We start from the raw sequence: 17,310 nt of genomic DNA, 5'->3' as shown, positions 1-17,310 counted from the left end.
CACCTCCCCAAACCTTCGTCGGTCCAATGGCGTCAAGGCTTCGGTGCACGCCTCGGACGGTCATGGTGACGGCTTCCGGGGCCGGGACACGGCCGATACGGGGCCGACTGCAACCAAGGAACCATGCGGGGAATTCGGGGGGATGCACCCTAGGGTGCAGATGCCGCACCCGGCGCCGGAGAGCCTCGTAACGTGATCGTCGTGGCCGAGATAACCGACGGAATACTCATCTCCAAGGCGCGACCCAACCTCCTCATTCGCTACGCACGTCTTTCTCTGGTTGAGGCGCGCCCGACCGTTCAGATCGTCTTCCTTCTGCGGTACGCATTGGGCACCGCATTCACCTCGCGTCAACACGAGCCGAACCCCGGGCAGTTGGTCGTCGGCGCTCTCGCCTGGTGGCTGGCGGTGGTCGCCGCCTACCTCATCAATGGTGTCCTGGACGTCAAGGAGGACCGTGCCAATGGGTCCGTCCGGCCGATCGCGCGGGGGGATCTGCCGGAAAGGACGGCCGCTTTCATCACGGCGGGCGCGGCGGCGGGTTCGCTGCTCCTTTCGCAATTCGTTCCCGGACTCACGATCTGGACCGCCGCATTCCTCTTGCTGGGCTGGATCTATTCGGCGCCGCCTTTTCCCGCGAAGCGCTGGAGCAGTGCGTGCGCGGTGGTGGTGTTCGGTCTCGGCTGGACCTCGTTCGCGGGCGGTGCCGCCACCGCCGGCGGCGGGCTGGACACGGCCGGGCTCGTCTTCGCGACCGTCATGAGCGCCTGGATGGCCCTGGTGGGATCGGTGGTCAAGGACCTCAGCGACGTCGACGGGGACGCCACCGGCGGCCGCCGTACCGTGGCGGTGCGCCATGGCGCCTGGCTGGCGCGGGCGCTCGGTGCGGCGGGCGCGCTCGCCGTCGGTGCGGGCGGGATCCTGGCGGCGCTGCACTGGGCGCCGTTGACACTGGTGGCGATGGTGCCGGTGGCGGTCGGGGCGGTCTGCGTGGTGGCGCAGATCGTGCGTACGGCCCGCATCCAGGGCGCGGACAAGCACACGCGCCGCAGCGCCTACCGCGCCTTCATGCGCACCCAGTACACGGCGAACCTCGTCATGGTGGCGGCCCTGGTGCTGCACGCGACGACGATGCGGTGAGCCAAGGGCTCACGCCAGGGCCTGCTGCCGGGCCGGACACACCGAAGCCCCGGCCGGGGCGCGGGAGATGACCCGCCCGCCCGGCCGGGGCCCGGCCGTTCCGCACCCGGTACGGCCCGCCGGCACCTCGGAGCAGAGCGTCTCAGCGTCGTCCGTAGGCCTTGTTGATGGCGTCGATCCGGGAATCCGCCTGGAGCTTGGCGTAGATGTTGTTGAGGTGCCGCTTCACGGTCGCCGTCTCGATGCCGAGGTCACGGGCAATCTGACTGTTGGTCATGGCTCGCGCCACTCTCTCCAGCACCTGTCTCTCGCGCTGCGACAGCCCCGCGCAGGCGGCCGACTGCACCGGGGTCTCGCCGGGCGCGTCGGAGCCGGGCTCCTCCTCCTGCACCTCGTCGGGCAGCTGGGGCGGAGCGGCGTCGTACCCGACGGCACCGGCGTAGAGCCGGCTGCCCGAACTGGCCCGGAACACCGTGCTGATCAGCAGCAGCGCGGAGGTGCGCCGGGCCGCCGCCTCGCAACTCACGGCGCTGCGCACGGCGGGCTGCATCGCGCTCCACAGGATGTCCACGGCACGCACCGACTCCGCCACGGCGATCCCCTGCGTGGCCCGGTCGACGCCCACCCGATGCGAGTACCTGCGGGCCTCGGCGGGCGGCGACGGCTGCTCACCCATCAGCGCCGTGACACAGTCCTCGACGATCGCCTGGGCCTGGTCGCGGCACTTCGGCCACGCCTCCTTGCGCGTCGCCAGCGGGCTGCGGACCGCCCGCAGCGCGCTCTGATAGGAGCGGATGATGTCGGGAATCGCTGTGCGCAGAAACTGCGCTGCAGCCGGATAAGGCACGGGTCCCCCTGTCTCGATGCCGGAAGTGGCAACCTCCTAAGGTAGCGCCGCACAGATCGTCTTGATATTGCCTTGTGATCCGCCTCACGAACGAAATAGGGATGCAGGTTCCGCATCCGCACGAACCACCCATCCCCCGCATTGCCGCTTTCCCGCGCGTTACAGTCGCGGCGGGGAAAGGAGAGTCGACGTGCGACTTCGCTGTGCGGTACTGGACGACTTCCAGGGTGTGGCCACCCGGTTCGCGGACTGGTCGGTGATCGAGGACGAGGTCGAGGTCGTCCCGCTGCCCGAACACCTCGCCGCCGAGGACGACCTCGCCGCCGCCCTCGCCGACTACGACATCGTCGTCACCCTGCGCGAGCGGGTCCCCTTCCCCGGCACGCTGCTCGCGCGCCTGCCCCGGCTGAAGCTGCTCATCGCCTCCGGCATGCGCAACACCGTCATCGACTACGCCGCCGCCGAGCGGCACGGCGTCACCGTGTGCGGGACGCAGAGCTCGGGCATCCCGCCCGCCGAGCTGACCTGGGCGCTGCTGCTGGGGCTGGCCCGCGGGATCGTCCAGGAGAACACCGCGCTGCGCGAGGGCGGGCCCTGGCAGTCCACCGTCGGCGCCGATCTGCACGGCGCCCGGCTCGGCGTGCTCGGCCTCGGCCGGATCGGCGGCCGGGTGGCCCGGGTCGGCCTCGCCTTCGGCATGCGGGTCAGCGCCTGGAGTCCCCGCCTGACCAAGGAGCGCGCCGCCGAGCACGGTGTCGAACTGGCCGCGTCCAAGGAGGAGTTGCTGGCCGACAGCGACTTCGTCTCCGTACAGGTGCCCGGCGGGGACGCCACCCGCGGCCTCATCGGCGCCGCCGAACTGGCCCTGATGAAGCCGACCGCCTATCTGGTCAACACCTCCCGGGCGTCGGTCGTCGACCAGGACGCGCTGCTGGCCGCGCTGCGCGAGGGCCGGATCGCGGGCGCCGGCGTCGACGTCTTCGACATCGAGCCGCTGCCCGCCGACCACCCGATGCGCACCGCGCCCCGCCTGCTCGCCACGCCCCACCTCGGCTATGTCTCACGGTCCAACTACACGACGTACTACGGCCAGGCGGTGGAGAACATCCGCGCCTATCTGACGGGCTCCCCGGTACGGCTGCTGCCTTGAGGCCGGCCGGCCCTGCGGGGGCCGCGGAGTACGGGCGGCCAGGAGCCGTGCGCCACGGCCACCCGCGGGACCGGAACCATGCGCTGTGGCAGATGCCGGACAGCAACCTCACCCTGCGGTATCTGCCATCGCTCCGCCCCCGGTGAAACTGCCGTTAAAAAGGAGATCGCGTCCCCCATCACATGCCCCATGTGGCCCCCGCCCGTTTCCCTACCCGTGTCGCGCAGCCGTCGGCCGGGCCCGATGTCGCCCACCGCCGCCCTGGTCGCCTCCAGCGGCGCGCGGTACGACGTGTAGTGGTCCGCCTTGCTCGGCCAGGTGCCGTCGGTCCGCCGCATCAGGTGCAGCGGCCGTCCGTCGATGGTGATCCGCCAGTCGCCCCCGCTCGCCTCACGGCCCCCGACCGGCACCAGCACGCCCTGGATACGGCAGCCCCGGTAGGTCTCGTCGAAGCACGTGCCGTCGGTGCTCTGCGCATGGTGGCGCTGGCCGTGAGGCGGCAACGACGACGGGGCCAGGGCGGTGACGGAGGCCAGCAGCAGCCGCGCCGATGACCATCGCTCGTTCCTCCGTGCTCAGCAGTCTCTGATCACATGTTCGCGATCAGGCCTTTGTGACCAGATATTCGTTACCGGCTCACCGGCGCGGAGCGGAGGGGCACCGCCTGAGAGCCATCCGTGAGTACGGCGGCCCGGGCGCGGGGAGTCCACGGCCCCCGGCTCCGTGCTCTCCGGGTCTACAGTCCCGGCCCGCTGCTCAGGTTGGCGCCCGCGACCGTCTGGAGGGCCGGGGCGAGGACGCCGGCCTCGGGGAGCTTGAGGTCCGGGAGGCCGAAGTTGCGCGGGTCGGGCTGGGTCAGGGGCGCGTCGACGTTCATGCCGGGGCCGAGGGTGCGCAGGTCGGAGGCGGGGGCGTCGATGCCGACGTGGTCGAAGCGGTCATCGAGGAGCTGCGGCAGCGGTGCCCGCAGGCCGGCGCCGGGCAGCGCGCCCTTGACGGGCACCTGGGGCAGCGTCCGGTCGGGCAGGAGGTGCCCGGTGACATAGCGCGGACCGTCGGGCGTGCCCGGGGTCAGCAACGGCAGCTCCAGGCCGGCCTTGGGCACCTCCATGCCGAGGGACTGGGAGACGCCCTCCAGCGGCACAGGGACGGGGACCGTGCCGACCGCGGCGGCGGGGGTGGCCGCTGCCCCCGCGGCGGCCACGGCGCCCGTGATGACGGCAACAAGGGTTCCTCGGGTGGTCGACTTCATGTCAGGTACGGTCCCTTTCAGCATGCGGGGTTGCGGGAATTCGACGTCCGTACCGCGTAACGAGCCGGGAAACGGCTTCAGTTCACCATTCCCCCGACTGCCGTAACAGTCGGCTGGTCACTCTTCAGCTGGTCCAGAAGTCCCACCAGCGGGTCAGGACGAGCATGCCGATCACGCCGATGTGCAGCACCGGGAGCACCCAGGTGAACTCGGCGAAGAACCGCTTCAGCCAGCCGGGGGCGGGCACGTAACCGGTTCTGACGATCAGCGAGGTGGCGTACCAGAACATCAGGATCGTGGCGACCCATGCGAGACAGCACCACAGGCACAGCGCGTTGATCCGGTACAGGGACTCGAACTGGAGCCAGGACACGAACCCGACGCCGAACAGGCAGCCGGCCTCGAACGCCAGCCAGTACCAGCCAGGGAAGCGGGCCCCGGCCAGCAGGCTCATGCCGACGCACACGACGACGCCGTAGGTCACCAGGCCCAGCATCGGGTTGGGGAACCCGAACACCGAGGCCTGGGCGCTCTTCATCACGCTGCCGCAGGACACCACCGGGTTCAGGCTGCACCCGGGGACGAAGTTCGGGTTCTTCAGCAGCTTGAACTCGTCGAGGGTGATGACCCAGGAGGCGAGCAGGCCGGCCGCTCCGGCGAGCACCAGCAGCAGCCCGAACCCCCGGCCGCCGGCCAGGGCCCTGACCATCAGCGGCGCACGCTGCCGACCGGCAGGACGACGTGCGCGGCGGCCTTCAGGGTCTCGTCGGCACCGGCGAAGGCGGCCAGGTCGGCCGGCTCGACGGTCTTGCCGGGCTCGCCCTCGGGCCAGGCGCGGGTGGTGAACACGAGGTAGGCGTAGCCGCGCTCGGCGACGGCGGCGAGCCACTCCTTGGGCGCGTCGGCCTGGGCGACCAGCTGCGGCATCCGTACGACGGCCTGGCCGGCCTCGACCAGCAGGCTGACGGGGAGGCTGGGCCGGCCGTTGCCGTCGACCAGGTCGCCGCCGACCGGCAGTCCGTTGGCGGTCAGCAGCTTCTCGACGGCGGCCGCGGTGGTCTGCGGGCCGCCCTCGGCGTCACCGAGGGAGTAGGCCAGCAGGTAGGGCATGTCGGCGCCGTCGGGGGACTCGCCGCTCCAGGCCAGGAGGACGAGCGTGCCGAGGTCGGCCGGGCGGAGGTCGCTTGAGGTTGAGGTCACCGCGCGACCTTATCGACGCGTCCGCGCGCCACCGGGCGGCTTCTCACCCTTCCGGACCAGTGCCCGGCCCCGCTCCACACGAACGAGGGAAGCGGGGCCGGAACGTCGCGCGCGGGGGCGAACGGGGTGTCAGCTCTGCAGGGGCAGTCCGCCGAGCAGCGGGTTGTGCTGGTTCACCGCGCCGGTCACGCGCTTGACCGTGTTGAGCACGGAGTGCTTGTTCTCGGTGTTGAGCGCGTCCGACTGGTGCTGCAGCGGCATCGCGTCGTCGAGGGTGAGCGGAGCCTTGGTGAGCTGGTTGACGGCGCCGTTGAGGCTGGTGGGCGTCACGTCGGCGGCGTTGTAGGCGAACGCGGGCGCGGCGACGCCTGCGAGGGCCACGGAACCGGCAACGACAGCGGCAGCCTTCAGGGACTTCATCGTGTTCCTTTCTTCGGCAACTCAAGTCACCCCAGGGAGTTCTGGCGCCGTGCCTAACGAGACCCGGCCGGGCCGGAAACCCCGCGCCGAGAAGACATATGAGCGGGAAAAGCTCTCAGCCGCCGCGTCCGGACGGGGCACGGCGGCTGAGACGGTGGTGACGGCCGGGGGTCAGCTGGTCGCGGGCAGGGCCGGCAGCGACGGCGCGGACGGCAGCGAGGCCGGGGAGGTCAGGCTCGGGGAGGGCAGGCCGCTGCCGAGGAGCGTGTTCGTCAGAAGGTTGACCAGGCCGGACACCACGCCGGTGGCGGACGAGAGCACCGCGGACAGGTCGGAGGTGACCGCCTTCACCAAGTCGTCGACGGCCTTCTCCAGATTGGCCAGCGCGTCGGAGGTGAGGTCACGGAACGAGAGCGGTTTCCCGTCGTCGAGGTACTTCGCGGCCACCGGAACGGCCGGGGTCGCCGGGAGCTTGGAGGTGGCGGCGGAGGGGAGCGCCGACGTCCCGGCGGACGTCGAGGGGACGGCGGACGTCGAGGGGACGGCGGACGTCGAGAGAAGGGTGGACGGGACGGCGGACGTGGACGGGACGGCGGGGGTCGAGGGGACCGCCGCAGCGGTGGGCTTCGCAGGCTTCGATGGCTTCGCGGAAACCGACGGCACGGTGCTCGGGACGGCAGGAGCCGTGGGAGTCGCGGTCGCCGTGGGGACGGCCGGCTTGGACGCGGCCGATGCGGTCGGCTTGGACGCGGCCGGCGTGGTCGGCTTGGCGGCTTGGCGGCTTGGCGGCTGACGGTACGGCGGACGCCGACGGCTTGGCGGACGGGACCGTGGCCGCCGAAGGCTTGGCCGCGGCAGACGTGGTGGATGTCGATGGCTTGACCGCCGTCGGCACCGTCGAAGCCGACGGCTTGGACGCGGCAGGCGCCGTAGGCGTGGACACGGCCGGGGCGGTGGGGGTCGAGGGCGCGGTGGGTTTCGCGGTTGTCGTGGGGGTGGCGGGCGTCGTGGGCTTCGTCAGCGAGGCCGGGTCTGACGTCGCCGCCTCGGCGATGGCCTGGTGGGCCGCATCGCCGAGCTTCCTGCCCTCGTCGGGCGGCAGCTTGCCCTTCTGCAGGGACACTTCGAGCAGGTCGACGACCGGCTGGAGGACGGAACCGGTGTTGTCCACGTTCAGGGCTCTGACCTGGGCGAGCAGCTGCTCCGCGCCCGGCACGGCGGGTTGGGAGGAGCTGTGGGCTCGCTCTCTGGCCGAATCGGCGGCGACGGCTGCCGGGGGCCGGTGATACCGACCAGGACGGCGGCGCAGAGAGTGGTGGACGCAAGGCGCCGCGCGGGCAGACCACGCATGGGTGTTCCTTTCGGCGAACTTCGGGACATCAGCCCACCGTCGACTCGCTGGCAGCTCACCGCGACCACTCGAACACGCATCGTGATCCATCTGGGTGAGCGCAAAACCGGCCGCCCACCCCGAAGCGCTGACGCGGGGCAGGCGGCCGGCCGAAGGGTGGCGCCCGAACGTCAGTGGTTGACGCAGGTGTTGCCGAACGCCGGGTTCAGCAGACCGATGACGTCGACGGTGTTGCCGCAGACGTTGATCGGAACGTGGATCGGAACCTGGACGACGTTGCCCGACAGCACGCCCGGGGAGTTGGCGGCGGCGCCGAACGCGCCGGAGTCGGCGGAGGCCGCACCGGCACCGCCGGCGACGGCCGCGACGGCGGCGGAGGTCAGGACCAGACCCTTCGCGATACGCGACATGGAGAGGTGCTCCTTGGAATCGACACAAACATCCGGGCGGATGCCCGGCGCTGTGTCAACGCGCAACAGCGCCCGGAGTTGTGCCGCCAAAGGGGTGACGTACCAGAAGAGGAAGCTTTCACCATTTCAACACCTATATTCTGTTTCTCCAGATTAATGCGTATAGCCACTAGAGTTGCGGATCTCTCCAGCACGTGCGAAAGGGCCCGTCAGTCATGCGCAAGTTCCTCGGTCCGCCGCGCTCGCCTGTCGTTCGCCGAGCGTCATCACGCGCTGCAGTACGGTGGTTTCGTCCGACATGTTCGACGTCGACGTCGACAGCGACCCCCACGCCTACAACTCCTCCCGAGCCGAGGTCCGCGTCCCCGAGGGCGGCCGGGTGGCCTACGCGCGGCCGTACTGGGGCGGCAATCTGCGCGTCGGTCTTGCAGCCGTCACCACCGAACACTCCCTGGGCCACCCGCAGATGGAGGGTCGGTCGCTCACCCCGAGGGTGCGCGGGCTGTATCCGCTGGGCGAGCGGCTGGGCCGGTCCACAGTCGACGTCTCCCCCACGGTCGCCGCACGGCTCGCCCGCTGGGGGTGCCAGAGCCGCGGATCGCGGTCGTGCCCAACGACATCGGCCTGGTCCGGTTCGCCTTCGACCCGGCGGCCCGGGGGCGCACCCTCGACCGACTCGGGCTGCCCGCCGACGCGTTCGCCATCGGCGGCATCGGCCGGCTCGCCCCCGGCAAACGCTTCGACGTCCTGACCGCGCCCTACCCCAACTACCGCCCGACTCCCGGCTGTTGCCGGTTGGGGGCAGCCCAGAGGAGGGCCGCTGCGGCAGGCCGCCCGGGAGTCGGGGGGTCGCCGACCGGGTGCTGTTCGCCGGAGAGCGGCCGTACCTCGGCGACGACTCATCCGGCCCGGTCCTGCCCGCGCCGGCCTCGGCGATGGACATGCTCGCCGCGCCTTCCCCGGAGGAGACGTTCGGGCTCGCGGTCGGCGAGGCGCTCGCCGCCGGGCTGCCGGTGCGCTACACCTCCTGCCAGGCCCTGCAGGACCTCCCGCCCGAGGCGGCCCCGGACGCGGTGCGCCTCCCCTGCGACGCCGACGCCTACGCCCCCGCGCTCGCCGAAGTCCGCGCCGCCGGACCCGGCCCGCGCACCGCCCCCGAGGCGGCCCACCACTGCTGTATCACTCGCAGCGCCGCCCGCCTCATGGACGTCCACACGGCGGCGCTCACGACCCCGCAGGTCCCCTTCCGCGCCCCCGTCCAGCAGAGAGCGAAGTCCTCATGACCGACAACCACCGCAGCTCCCGTCCCTTCCGTCTCCGCGCGCTCCCGGCCTGGTCGCTGGTGGCGGCCGGGGTCGTCGCGGGCGGGCTGCTCGGCGTCGAGTACGGCGTCGTGAGGCCCCCGGCGTACACGGCGACCAGCTATGTCATCGCCGTCCACACCAGCAAGGCGGACACCGCCTCCGCCCTCGGCTTCGCACAGGCCTACGGCCGGGTCGCCACTCAGCTCGCGGTGCTCGCCGACGCCCAGGTGTGGGCCGGGGTGCCGGTGAACACCCTGCGTGACAACGTGCACAGCGAGACCTCGCCGGACGCCCCGATGGTCGCCGTCTCCGCCACCTCCGTACGGCCGGCCCTGGCCGCCGACATGGCCAACGCGGTGGCCCGCGCGCTCACCCGGCACGCTGACGACATCGCGGCCGAGACGCACGTCCAGCTCCTGCAGTTCTCCCGTGCGGTGCAGCCGACCGCGCCGAGCTCGGCCTCCGTCAAGGTGACCGCTCTGGTCGGAGCGAGCGCGGGCGGACTGCTCGGCACGCTCGGGCTGCTGGTGCGGCCGAGGCGCCGGCCGGAGGAGGAGCAGCCCGCACGCCCGGCCTCGGTGCCCGGCCCGGCCGTCGCAGCAGACGCACACGGCAAGGTGTGACAGCCACCGGGACGGTGCGCCCCGGCAGCACCACCGGACTCGTCACAGAACTCGTCACCGACGAGTTCTGGCTTCGCCGCGCCGGCACCGGCCTGGGCGGGGCTGTACGGGCGGTGCGCCGCCGCGACCCCGTTCCAGAGCCACGCCTGGCTGCACTCCTGGTGGCTGTCCTACGGCGGGCGCGGCCGGCTCCGGCTGCTGCTGGTCCGCTCCGGCGGCGAACTGGTGGCCGCAGCGCCGCTGATGCTGGTCCGTGGCCGCTGCCCGCGCTGGTGCCGCTCGGCGGCGCGATCTCCGGCTACGCGGACATCCTGCTGGACGACGCCGACAACGGGCGCGCGGCCGGCGCGCTCACCGAGGCACTGGAGGACGCGGCGCGCACCGCGCTGATCGACTTCCGCGAGGTACGGCCGGGCGGCGCGGTGGAGCGGATCTACGACCACGGGCGCGGCCCGCGCCGCACGGTGGCCGACTCCCTGTGCTGGAGCTGCCCACCATACCCATGGACGGGCTGGTGGCCCGGCTGCCCTCGAACAAGGCCCGGCAGTGGGTCCGCGCCACCCGGGACCGGCTGCGGCTGCGCTCCCCTGAGCTGCGGGCCCTGCTGGCCAAGGGCGCCGGAGGTGGGCCTGGAGTTCGAGTCGTCGTACCCCGGTCTGTTCCTGGCCTCCGGTCACGGCCGCGGGCTCCGGCCCGGCGATGCGGTTCGTGCACGGCGCGACCTTCACGGTGGGCACGCTCGCGCCGGGTGACGGCGGCTGCGCGCGGGGTCGGCGGGGCGGCGGATTCCGGTGGGCCGTTGCTTTGACGGGCCGTCGAGCGTCTGCGGGTCAGTTGTGGCTGGGCGTGCCCAGGCGGCGGTGGCCCCGCCTGTCAAACACAGCCCGCGCCCCTTCGGAGCGCGGGCTGTGTGCCGGACACTCGGGGTCCGGCACCCGGCACCCTATCGGCGGGCGGCGGCTCGGCCGCGACGGTACAGGACCGTTCCGGCCGCCATCAGCGCGGCGCCGGCGGCCGAGGCCGCGAGCATGGCCGGGCCCTCACCACCGGTGTGCGCAAGGGTCGGCGGCTGCGCTTGGTGGTGCTCGCCGGCCGGCGGAGTGGCCTCGCGCCCGCCGGTCGGGGTGGTGTGATCGCCGCTGGAGGGTGTGCTGTGACCACGGCGGGGGGGTGCCGACTTACCGCCGCCCGGAGGTGTGTTACTCCGGGGAGGCGTCGAGTCGCCACCGCGCGGGGTGGTCCCGCCACCGCGCGGGGTGGTCCCGCCACCGCCGCGGGGCGGTGAGGTGGTCTCGCCTCCGCGGTTCGGAGGTGGCGAGGTGTCACCGCCGTTCGAGGGCGGGGTGGTATTGCTTCCGGTACCCGGCTGGTCGCTTCCGCCTTGGCGCGTCGGTGAACCCTGTTCGTTGGCACAGGAGTTGCCGAACGCCGGGTTCAGTGCCCCGACCACGTCCACGGAGTTGCCGCAGACGTTGACCGGGACGTTCACCGGTGCCTGGACGCTGTTGCCGGACAGCACGCCGGCCGAACCCTGGGTGATGCCGTTCGCGTTGGAGTCGGCAAGCGCGGAGCTGCCGCCGTACAAGGACAGCATGCCGGTCGCGGCGGCGGCCACGACCATGCCCTTGCTGAGAGTCTGTCGCAATCTCGTTGTCTTCCTGCTCGAAGCAGATGGAAAGGCCGGCCCCGGGACGAACAGGATCGGAGGATCGACGATCCGGGGCCAGCCAGAACACAGCCGGTGGGCTGAGGGTTTGCTTACGCCGTCAGTGGGCGGTGCACACGTTGCCGAACGCCGGGTTCAGCAGCGCGATGACGTCCACCGTGTTACCGCAGACGTTGACCGGAACATGCACCGGAATCTGGAGCACGTTGCCGGAGAGGACGCCCGGGGAGTTGTTGGCAGCACCGTTGGCCCCGGCGTCGGCGAATGCCGGGGCGGCCCCGCCCAGCGCCAGGATCGCGCCGGCGATGACAGCAGTGCTCTTCTTCATGACATTTCCCTTCTCTGCGGTCATGCCCCTATGACGGCCGAAACCGAGCGAGCACAACTGGAACGGCTCGCACCATGACCGGCTGGTTGTAGAACGAGGGATAGACGGCCGAAGAAACTCTGGAACGTGCACCGTCCCGGAATTCACTCGAACGCCTCCACAGAATTGACACCCGGCGGAAGGCGTGCAGGCCGGGCAGAGAAACGCTTCTGCAGGAAGGCGGGCAAAAGCCGCCCGGGCGACGGCACGGAGAACCGGCGCGCCGCCCGGGCGGTGGGGGAAAGCGGCGTGGGTCAGCCGTTGCCGGTGCCGTTGCCCGCCAGGACGGAGATGTCGTCCACGATGTGCGAGAGGGGCTCGTCGCCCTTGGCCTGGGTGGAGTTCTCGGTGCACTGCTGGTTCTGCGGCGCGGACAGGACCGGCACGTCCTGGAGCACACCGACGGCGCCGACGCCCACCAGGCCCTGCAGGTTCGCCTTCGCTGGCAGGCCGACGCAGAGCTTGTTCAGCGAGCCCTGGACCAGCGTGGCCTGCGGGCTGAGGTCGCCCCCGGTCACGTTGTTGCCGAACGCCTCGCTGGCACCGTTGCCGCTGGACGACGTGGTGCCCGTGTCGTTGCCGATGGCAAGCGCCTGCGGGGCTGCCGCCGCCGACACACCGATGACGGACGCGGCGACCGCCGCCGCGGCCATTGCCTTCTTCAGCATTTCGCTTTCCTTTCCTGGATCCTCGCCAAGACGCACGTTCCTGCCCCCGCATCAACCGGCTCCCGGAGGTTTGGTTGCGGGGCATCACTCGATCGGATCGTTCGGTTCGACGGCATCGGTGGAATTCCTCGACCGGCGCACCGGGCGTGTTCACACGCCCCTACGTGGGCCATCGGAGTGAACCGGAGCAACCATTCACGGGATGGGCAGTTGAACCAGGCGCTCCGGTGGACGGGGTTTCTTCAGAAGGGAATGCGCAAGTGATCAAGAAGGTTCTGGCTACCGCCGCGGTAGCCGCCTCCGTCGTCGGTGCTTCGGCCGCCGTCGCGTCGCCGGCCCTGGCCATCGGCAACGACACGGGCACCACGTCGTCCAGCGGCAACGGCGCCGCGCAGGCGTTCGGCAACTCCACGACCTACGGCAACATGAGCCCGCAGATGGCACTCATCCAGGGCTCGCTGAACAAGCCGTGCATCGGCCTGCCGGCGAAGCTGAACCTCCAGGGCCTGGTCGGTGTCGCCGCCGTCGGCGTGCTCCAGGACGTGCCGATCCTGTCCGCGCCGCAGAACCAGCAGTGCACCGAGAACTCCACCCAGGCCAAGGGCGACGAGCCCCTCTCGCACATCCTGGACGACATCTCCGCCCTGTCCGGCAACGGCACCAACAACCACTGATCCGGACAATCCCCGAGCCCGCACGGGCCCGTCCCGAAGGGCCGTCGGCTTCCAGGCGGCCCTTTGGTCTATCTCCGGGGCACCCCTTGAATCAAGGGGCATTCATGAACTCACCGGACTGCACTGGTCCGATCGGGGCAAGGAACGCAACTCGGGGCGAGTCGGCAGCGTTGACGATCACGCAGCTCCTCCCCGGAGTCCGCCTTTCGAAAGGGAACGAACATGAAGAAGCTGTGGGCAACCGCGGCCGTCGCCGCCTCCGTCGCCGGGCTCGCCGGTGTGGCGGCCCCCCAGGCCCTCGCCATCGGTGACGACCACGGCACCACGTCGCTCAGCGGCAACGACGCGCAGCAGTCGTTCGGCAACTCGGCCACCTTCGGCAACATGAGCCCGCAGCTCTCGCTGGTCCAGGGCTCGCTGAACAAGCCCTGCGTCGGCCTGCCGGCGAAGGCGAACCTGCAGGGCCTGGTGGGCGTCGGCGCCGTCGGTGTGCTCCAGGACGTGCCGGTCCTGTCCGCGCCGCAGAACCAGCAGTGCACCGAGAACTCCACCCAGGCCAAGGGCGACGAGCCCCTCTCGCACATCCTGGACGACATCTCGGCGCTGTCCGGCAACGGCACCAACAACGGCTGATCGAGTCCCTCCGCGGCGGCGGGTCACCGGTTCCCCCGGTGGCCCGCCGCCGTTTCTGCTTCACCTTCAGCGAGCAGGACGTCCTCGTAGCCGGACCGCTAGGACACGATGTCCTTGCGGGCGAACCCCCGGAAGGCCAGGGCGAACAGCACCAGGGCGTACGACACGGAGAGCGCGGCGCCCTGGATCATGCCGGACCACTCGGCGTGCGGCTGGACGGCGTCGGCCCAGGCGAACTGCCAGTGCGCGGGCAGGAAGTCGCGCCAGTGACCGAGGGCGGTGACGGCGTCCAGGACATTGCCGACGATGGTCAGGCCGACCGCGCCGCCGACCGCGCCGAGCGGGGCGTCCGTCTTCGTGGACAGCCAGAACGCGAGTCCGGCGGTGACCAGTTGGGAGACGAAGACGTACGCCACGACCACCACGAGCCGCTGGGCCGCCGTGCCGGTGTCCAGCGCGCCGCCGGTGGGGATCTGCAGCGGGCCCCAGCCGTAGGCCGCCGTGCCGACGGCGAGCGCCACGACCGGGAGCAGCACCATCGCGCCGAGGCTGAGCCCGAGCGCCACGGCGAGCTTGGACCACAGCAGCCGGGCCCGGGGCACGGGCGCGGCCAGCAGATAGCGCAGCGAGGACCAGCTGGCCTCGGAGGCGACCGTGTCCCCGCAGAACAGGGCGACCGGGATCACCAGCAGGAAGCCCACCGACACGAACAGGTTGACCGCGGCGAAGTTGGCGCCGGACGCGGTGGCCGTGTCCATCAGGGTGATCCGGCCGCCCCGGTCGTGCGGGGTGCCGATCGCGAAGGCGATCGCCAGCACGAACGGCAGCAGGAAGAGGACCGCGCCCATGACGAGCGTGCGGCGCCGCTTGAGCTGGCGGACCAGCTCGACCCGCAGGGGCAGCGTGTGCCGGGTCTGATAGCCGGAGGCGACCTCGGTGAGCGTGCTCATGCGGAACCTCCTATCAGGGTCAGGAACGCGTCTTCCAGGCGGCGGTGCGGGCCGACCGAGGCCACCGGCACATCGAGGCGGACCAGCTCCACGACCAGCCGCTCGGCCGTGCCGCCCGGCTCCAGCCGGACCAGCAGTCCGTCGTCGGTGCGCACGGCGGAGGCGACGCCGGGCAGCGCGCCGACCTTCTCCACGACCGGCTCCTGCACGGGCACGGCGGTGCCGACCAGCAGGGTGTCGCCGGAGCCGACGATCTCCCGCACGGGGCCGGCCTGGACGAGCCGGCCGCGGTCCATCACCACCAGGTGGGTGCAGGACTGCTCGACCTCGGCGAGGAGATGGCTGGAGACGATCACTGTGCGGCCGCCGGCCGCGTAGCGGATCATCACCTCGCGCATCTCGCGGATCTGCGGCGGGTCGAGGCCGTTGGTGGGTTCGTCGAGGATGAGCAGGTCGGGCAGGCCGAGCATGGCCTGGGCGATGGCGAGGCGCTGGCGCATGCCCTGGGAGTAGGTGCGCACCGCGCGGGCGAGGGCGTCGCCGAGTCCGGCGATCTCCAGCGCCTCGTCCAGGTGGGCGTCCTCCGGCGGGCGGCCGGTGGCCCGCCAGTACAGCTCCAGGTTCTCCCGGCCGGACAGATGCGGCAGGAAGCCCGCGCCCTCCACGAAGGCGCCGACTCTCGACAGCACGGGCGCGCCGGGCCGGATGGCGTGGCCGAAGACCCTGATCTCGCCGTCGTCCGGGGTGATCAGGCCCATCAGCATGCGCAGGGTGGTGGTCTTGCCCGCGCCGTTGGGTCCGAGCAGGCCGAGCACCTGGCCGCGCTCCACCCGGAAGGAAAGCTCGCGCACCGCGTACCGGTCGGTGGACTTCGCGTACCGCTTGCTCAGGTCCTTGATGACGAGCGGGACGTCGGCCAGCTCCGGGTCGGGTGCGACGGCGGTCGTCCGGCGGCGGCCGGTGAACAGCAGGGCGAGCGCGAGGGCCGCGCCGGCCGCGGGCAGCCACCACACCCAGGCGGGCAGAGCCGCGGCGGCGGTGGTGACGGCGGGGGCCGTCGGCACGCTCAGGGCGCCCTTGAGGGAGACGGTGTAGGTGGCGGGGGCGGCCGGGGAGGCGTAGCCGAGGTCGGTGGAGGCGAGGACCAGGCGCAGCCGGTGGCCCTTCTGCACCTTGTGGTCGATCGCCGGAAGGGTGACGGTGACGTCCCTGCCGGCCTTGGCGCCGGTCACCCGGAAGGGGGCGACCAGCTGGGACGGCAGCACCTGCTGGGTGCCGTCGGGACCGACGTCGTAGACCTTGCCGAACAGGACGGCGTCGTCGCTGGTCGAGGTGATGTGGACGGTCGCCGTCGGCGCGCCGGTGATCTGGAGGTCGCGGGTGAGCCGGGCGGAGTCGAACCTGGCGTACTGGCCGGGGAAGTCGAGGGAGATGCCGACGCCGAGCGCGGACAGCTGGGACAGGCCGCCGGAGCCGCCGAGGCCGGGCAGCGCGGAGACGCCGGGCGGGCTGGCGCCGGCCGGGTTGGCGACGTGCTGGGTGCCGCCGGTCAGGGCGACGGACCGCTGGTCGTCGTGCAGTCCGGGGTAGGCGGAGGCGCCGGCGCCGCGCAGCTGGGCGGTGCCGTCGTTGGAGTTCACGCCGCCGGTGCGGGTGACCCGGAAGGCCGGGCCGGTACCGACGTTCTTGTCGCCCTTCAGATAGCGGTCGAACCACGCGCGTACGCGTGCCTGGACGCGGCCGCTCTCCATGTCGCCGCCGTCATGGCCGCCCGCGATCCAGTCGACGTCCACGGGGGCGCCGTTGGCCCGGATCGCCTGCTGGGCGGCGTCGGCCTGGCCGAGGGGGAACAGGGAGTCCGTCTGGCCCTGCACCAGCAGTGTCGGCACCTTGATGCGGGCGGCGACGGCGGACGGCGAGCGCTCCTCCAGCAACTGGCGGGCGGCCGCGTCCGGGGTGCCGGACTCGGCGACCCTGTCGTACATCCGGCACAGCTCGGGCGTGAAGTGGTCGCAGCCGCCGCCGGTGTTGAAGAAGATGCCGGCCCACAGCTTCTTGAACACGCCGTTCGGGAAGAGGGCGTCGGCGAGGTTCCAGTAGGTGATGGCCGGGGCGATGGCGTCCACGCGGTGGTCGTATCCGGCGGCGAGCAGGGAGATCGCGCCGCCGTAGGAACCGCCGGCCACGCCCACGCGCGGGTCGCCCGGTTTGTCGAGCTGGACCTGGGGCTTGTGCGCCAGCCAGTCGATGAGCCGGGAGACGTCGGCGACCTCGCCCTTGGGGTCGTTGAGCCCGATCTTCCCGGTGGACCTGCCGAAGCCGCGCGCGGACCAGGTCAGGACCGCGTACCCGCCCCGGGCGAGGTCCTCGGCCTGGCCGCGCAGGTCGTCCTTGCTGCCGCCGAACCCGTGCGCCAGCAGAACGGCGGGGTGCCGTCCGGCGGTGGCCGGGGTGAAGAACGACGTGTCCAGGCGGACGCCGTCGACCGCCAGGACCTGGTCGCTCACGCGTACGGTCTGCGGGTCGTCGGAGGCGGCGGCCACCGTCCACGTCCCGGCGCCCGCGAGCACCACGACGGCGGCCGCGGCGGCCGTAAGCCGCCGCGGCCCCTTGAACAGCCCTCGCAGCGAGAGCCGGCGAAGATCCATGGCTCAA

19 protein-coding genes and 2 pseudogenes are annotated in these 17,310 nt (G+C 71.8%); 9 read left to right on the top strand and 12 right to left on the bottom strand.

The genetic code is table 11. The features are described from left to right. Positions 1 to 192: 192 nt before the first annotated feature. Complete coding sequence (locus ACH47Z_RS08885) at positions 193 to 1,140, top strand: UbiA family prenyltransferase (RefSeq protein ID WP_399072059.1); 948 nt, start codon at positions 193 to 195, stop codon at positions 1,138 to 1,140. A gap of 142 nt (positions 1,141 to 1,282) precedes the next feature. On the opposite strand, the gene ACH47Z_RS08880 is transcribed toward ACH47Z_RS08885, so the two are convergent. Continuing rightward, on the bottom strand, positions 1,283 to 1,987 hold the full coding sequence (locus ACH47Z_RS08880; protein WP_399072057.1) for a response regulator transcription factor: 705 nt from the start codon (positions 1,985 to 1,987) through the stop codon (positions 1,283 to 1,285). 190 nt (positions 1,988 to 2,177) lie between these two features. Between ACH47Z_RS08880 and ACH47Z_RS08875 the strand changes: the two genes are divergently transcribed. Then, positions 2,178 to 3,137, top strand: coding sequence for a D-2-hydroxyacid dehydrogenase family protein (locus ACH47Z_RS08875; protein WP_399072055.1), 960 nt, complete (start codon positions 2,178 to 2,180; stop codon positions 3,135 to 3,137). Here ACH47Z_RS08875 and ACH47Z_RS08870 read toward each other — a convergent pair. The 5 genes from ACH47Z_RS08870 to ACH47Z_RS08850 form a co-directional block, all read right to left on the bottom strand. Then, entirely contained in the window at positions 3,101 to 3,655 is a 555-nt protein-coding gene (locus tag ACH47Z_RS08870; RefSeq protein WP_399072336.1) for a tyrosinase family oxidase copper chaperone, read from the bottom strand. The two genes, ACH47Z_RS08875 and ACH47Z_RS08870, sit on opposite strands and share 37 nt — an antisense overlap. Before the next feature lie 218 nt (positions 3,656 to 3,873). Beyond that, a complete protein-coding gene (locus ACH47Z_RS08865; RefSeq protein ID WP_399072053.1) occupies positions 3,874 to 4,389 on the bottom strand; it encodes a hypothetical protein in 516 nt (171 codons plus the stop codon). Between the two features lie 124 nt (positions 4,390 to 4,513). After that, entirely contained in the window at positions 4,514 to 5,098 is a 585-nt protein-coding gene (locus ACH47Z_RS08860; protein ID WP_399072051.1) for a vitamin K epoxide reductase family protein, read from the bottom strand. Continuing rightward, entirely contained in the window at positions 5,098 to 5,589 is a 492-nt protein-coding gene (locus ACH47Z_RS08855; protein ID WP_399072049.1) for a DUF5949 family protein, read from the bottom strand. Before ACH47Z_RS08855 ends, ACH47Z_RS08860 begins: the two co-directional genes overlap by 1 nt. Before the next feature lie 129 nt (positions 5,590 to 5,718). Then, entirely contained in the window at positions 5,719 to 6,009 is a 291-nt protein-coding gene (locus ACH47Z_RS08850; protein WP_270083739.1) for a hypothetical protein, read from the bottom strand. Positions 6,010 to 6,058: 49 nt separating this feature from the next. Here ACH47Z_RS08850 and ACH47Z_RS08845 point away from each other — a divergent pair, with 49 nt between their 5' ends. Together ACH47Z_RS08845 and ACH47Z_RS08840 are read left to right on the top strand one after the other, a co-directional pair. Further along, positions 6,059 to 6,802: a hypothetical protein gene (locus ACH47Z_RS08845; RefSeq protein ID WP_399072047.1), complete on the top strand. Its 744-nt coding sequence runs from the start codon at positions 6,059 to 6,061 to the stop codon at positions 6,800 to 6,802. Beyond that, positions 6,792 to 7,295, top strand: a complete 504-nt coding sequence (locus ACH47Z_RS08840; RefSeq protein WP_399072045.1) for a hypothetical protein — start codon at positions 6,792 to 6,794, stop codon at positions 7,293 to 7,295. The genes ACH47Z_RS08845 and ACH47Z_RS08840 overlap by 11 nt, the downstream gene beginning before the upstream one ends. 235 nt (positions 7,296 to 7,530) lie before the next feature. On the opposite strand, the gene ACH47Z_RS08835 is transcribed toward ACH47Z_RS08840, so the two are convergent. Further along, complete coding sequence (locus ACH47Z_RS08835; protein ID WP_399072043.1) at positions 7,531 to 7,770, bottom strand: chaplin; 240 nt, start codon at positions 7,768 to 7,770, stop codon at positions 7,531 to 7,533. A 427-nt stretch (positions 7,771 to 8,197) separates the two neighbouring features. Here ACH47Z_RS08835 and ACH47Z_RS08830 point away from each other — a divergent pair. The 3 genes and pseudogenes from ACH47Z_RS08830 to ACH47Z_RS08820 form a co-directional block, all read left to right on the top strand. Next, a pseudogene (locus ACH47Z_RS08830) lies at positions 8,198 to 9,053 on the top strand (glycosyltransferase); the annotation flags it as partial. After that, complete coding sequence (locus ACH47Z_RS08825; RefSeq protein WP_399072041.1) at positions 9,050 to 9,697, top strand: lipopolysaccharide biosynthesis protein; 648 nt, start codon at positions 9,050 to 9,052, stop codon at positions 9,695 to 9,697. The pseudogene ACH47Z_RS08830 and the gene ACH47Z_RS08825, both read left to right, overlap by 4 nt. Beyond that, a pseudogene (locus tag ACH47Z_RS08820) lies at positions 9,694 to 10,271 on the top strand (glycosyl transferase family 1); the annotation flags it as partial. The gene ACH47Z_RS08825 and the pseudogene ACH47Z_RS08820, both read left to right, overlap by 4 nt. Positions 10,272 to 10,640: 369 nt before the next feature. Here ACH47Z_RS08820 and ACH47Z_RS08815 read toward each other — a convergent pair. From ACH47Z_RS08815 to ACH47Z_RS08805, 3 genes are all read right to left on the bottom strand, one after another. Then, positions 10,641 to 11,342 carry a chaplin family protein gene (locus tag ACH47Z_RS08815; protein ID WP_399072039.1) on the bottom strand — a complete coding sequence of 234 codons (702 nt, stop codon included), beginning with the start codon at positions 11,340 to 11,342 and terminating at the stop codon, positions 10,641 to 10,643. A 121-nt stretch (positions 11,343 to 11,463) separates the two neighbouring features. Further along, on the bottom strand, positions 11,464 to 11,691 hold the full coding sequence (locus ACH47Z_RS08810; RefSeq protein ID WP_399072333.1) for a chaplin: 228 nt from the start codon (positions 11,689 to 11,691) through the stop codon (positions 11,464 to 11,466). A 293-nt stretch (positions 11,692 to 11,984) separates the two neighbouring features. Next, positions 11,985 to 12,398, bottom strand: a complete 414-nt coding sequence (locus tag ACH47Z_RS08805) for a rodlin (protein WP_399072037.1) — start codon at positions 12,396 to 12,398, stop codon at positions 11,985 to 11,987. Between the two features lie 260 nt (positions 12,399 to 12,658). Between ACH47Z_RS08805 and ACH47Z_RS08800 the strand changes: the two genes are divergently transcribed. Both ACH47Z_RS08800 and ACH47Z_RS08795 read left to right on the top strand, forming a co-directional pair. Next, entirely contained in the window at positions 12,659 to 13,072 is a 414-nt protein-coding gene (locus ACH47Z_RS08800; RefSeq protein WP_399072035.1) for a rodlin, read from the top strand. Positions 13,073 to 13,294: 222 nt separating this feature from the next. After that, positions 13,295 to 13,705 (top strand): rodlin, encoded by a 411-nt coding sequence (locus tag ACH47Z_RS08795; RefSeq protein WP_399072033.1) that lies wholly within the window; start codon positions 13,295 to 13,297, stop codon positions 13,703 to 13,705. A gap of 98 nt (positions 13,706 to 13,803) precedes the next feature. Here the strand turns inward: ACH47Z_RS08795 and ACH47Z_RS08790 are convergent, their stop codons facing one another. Both ACH47Z_RS08790 and ACH47Z_RS08785 read right to left on the bottom strand, forming a co-directional pair. After that, complete coding sequence (locus tag ACH47Z_RS08790) at positions 13,804 to 14,655, bottom strand: ABC transporter permease (protein WP_399072031.1); 852 nt, start codon at positions 14,653 to 14,655, stop codon at positions 13,804 to 13,806. Continuing rightward, positions 14,652 to 17,303, bottom strand: coding sequence for an alpha/beta fold hydrolase (locus ACH47Z_RS08785; protein WP_399072029.1), 2,652 nt, complete (start codon positions 17,301 to 17,303; stop codon positions 14,652 to 14,654). Before ACH47Z_RS08785 ends, ACH47Z_RS08790 begins: the two co-directional genes overlap by 4 nt. Between the last annotated feature and the right edge of the window lie 7 nt (positions 17,304 to 17,310).

The organism is Streptomyces sp. NPDC020192 (assembly GCF_044388685.1).
Lineage (GTDB): Bacteria > Actinomycetota > Actinomycetes > Streptomycetales > Streptomycetaceae > Streptomyces.
Note: the sequence above shows the minus strand (reverse complement) of the source record. Positions and strands in the feature narration are given on the sequence as shown.

Bases quoted from the DNA above. Each gene is read 5' to 3' on its own strand.
- ACH47Z_RS08785 (WP_399072029.1), bottom strand. From the start codon at position 17,303: ATGGATCTTCGCCGGCTCTCGCTGCGAGGGCTGTTCAAGGGGCCGCGG.
- ACH47Z_RS08865 (WP_399072053.1), bottom strand. From the start codon at position 4,389: ATGAAGTCGACCACCCGAGGAACCCTTGTTGCCGTCATCACGGGCGCC.
- ACH47Z_RS08835 (WP_399072043.1), bottom strand. From the start codon at position 7,770: ATGTCGCGTATCGCGAAGGGTCTGGTCCTGACCTCCGCCGCCGTCGCG.
- ACH47Z_RS08790 (WP_399072031.1), bottom strand. From the start codon at position 14,655: ATGAGCACGCTCACCGAGGTCGCCTCCGGCTATCAGACCCGGCACACG.
- ACH47Z_RS08860 (WP_399072051.1), bottom strand. From the start codon at position 5,098: ATGGTCAGGGCCCTGGCCGGCGGCCGGGGGTTCGGGCTGCTGCTGGTG.
- ACH47Z_RS08810 (WP_399072333.1), bottom strand. From the start codon at position 11,691: ATGAAGAAGAGCACTGCTGTCATCGCCGGCGCGATCCTGGCGCTGGGC.
- ACH47Z_RS08795 (WP_399072033.1), top strand. From the start codon at position 13,295: ATGAAGAAGCTGTGGGCAACCGCGGCCGTCGCCGCCTCCGTCGCCGGG.
- ACH47Z_RS08825 (WP_399072041.1), top strand. From the start codon at position 9,050: ATGACCGACAACCACCGCAGCTCCCGTCCCTTCCGTCTCCGCGCGCTC.
- ACH47Z_RS08850 (WP_270083739.1), bottom strand. From the start codon at position 6,009: ATGAAGTCCCTGAAGGCTGCCGCTGTCGTTGCCGGTTCCGTGGCCCTC.
- ACH47Z_RS08805 (WP_399072037.1), bottom strand. From the start codon at position 12,398: ATGCTGAAGAAGGCAATGGCCGCGGCGGCGGTCGCCGCGTCCGTCATC.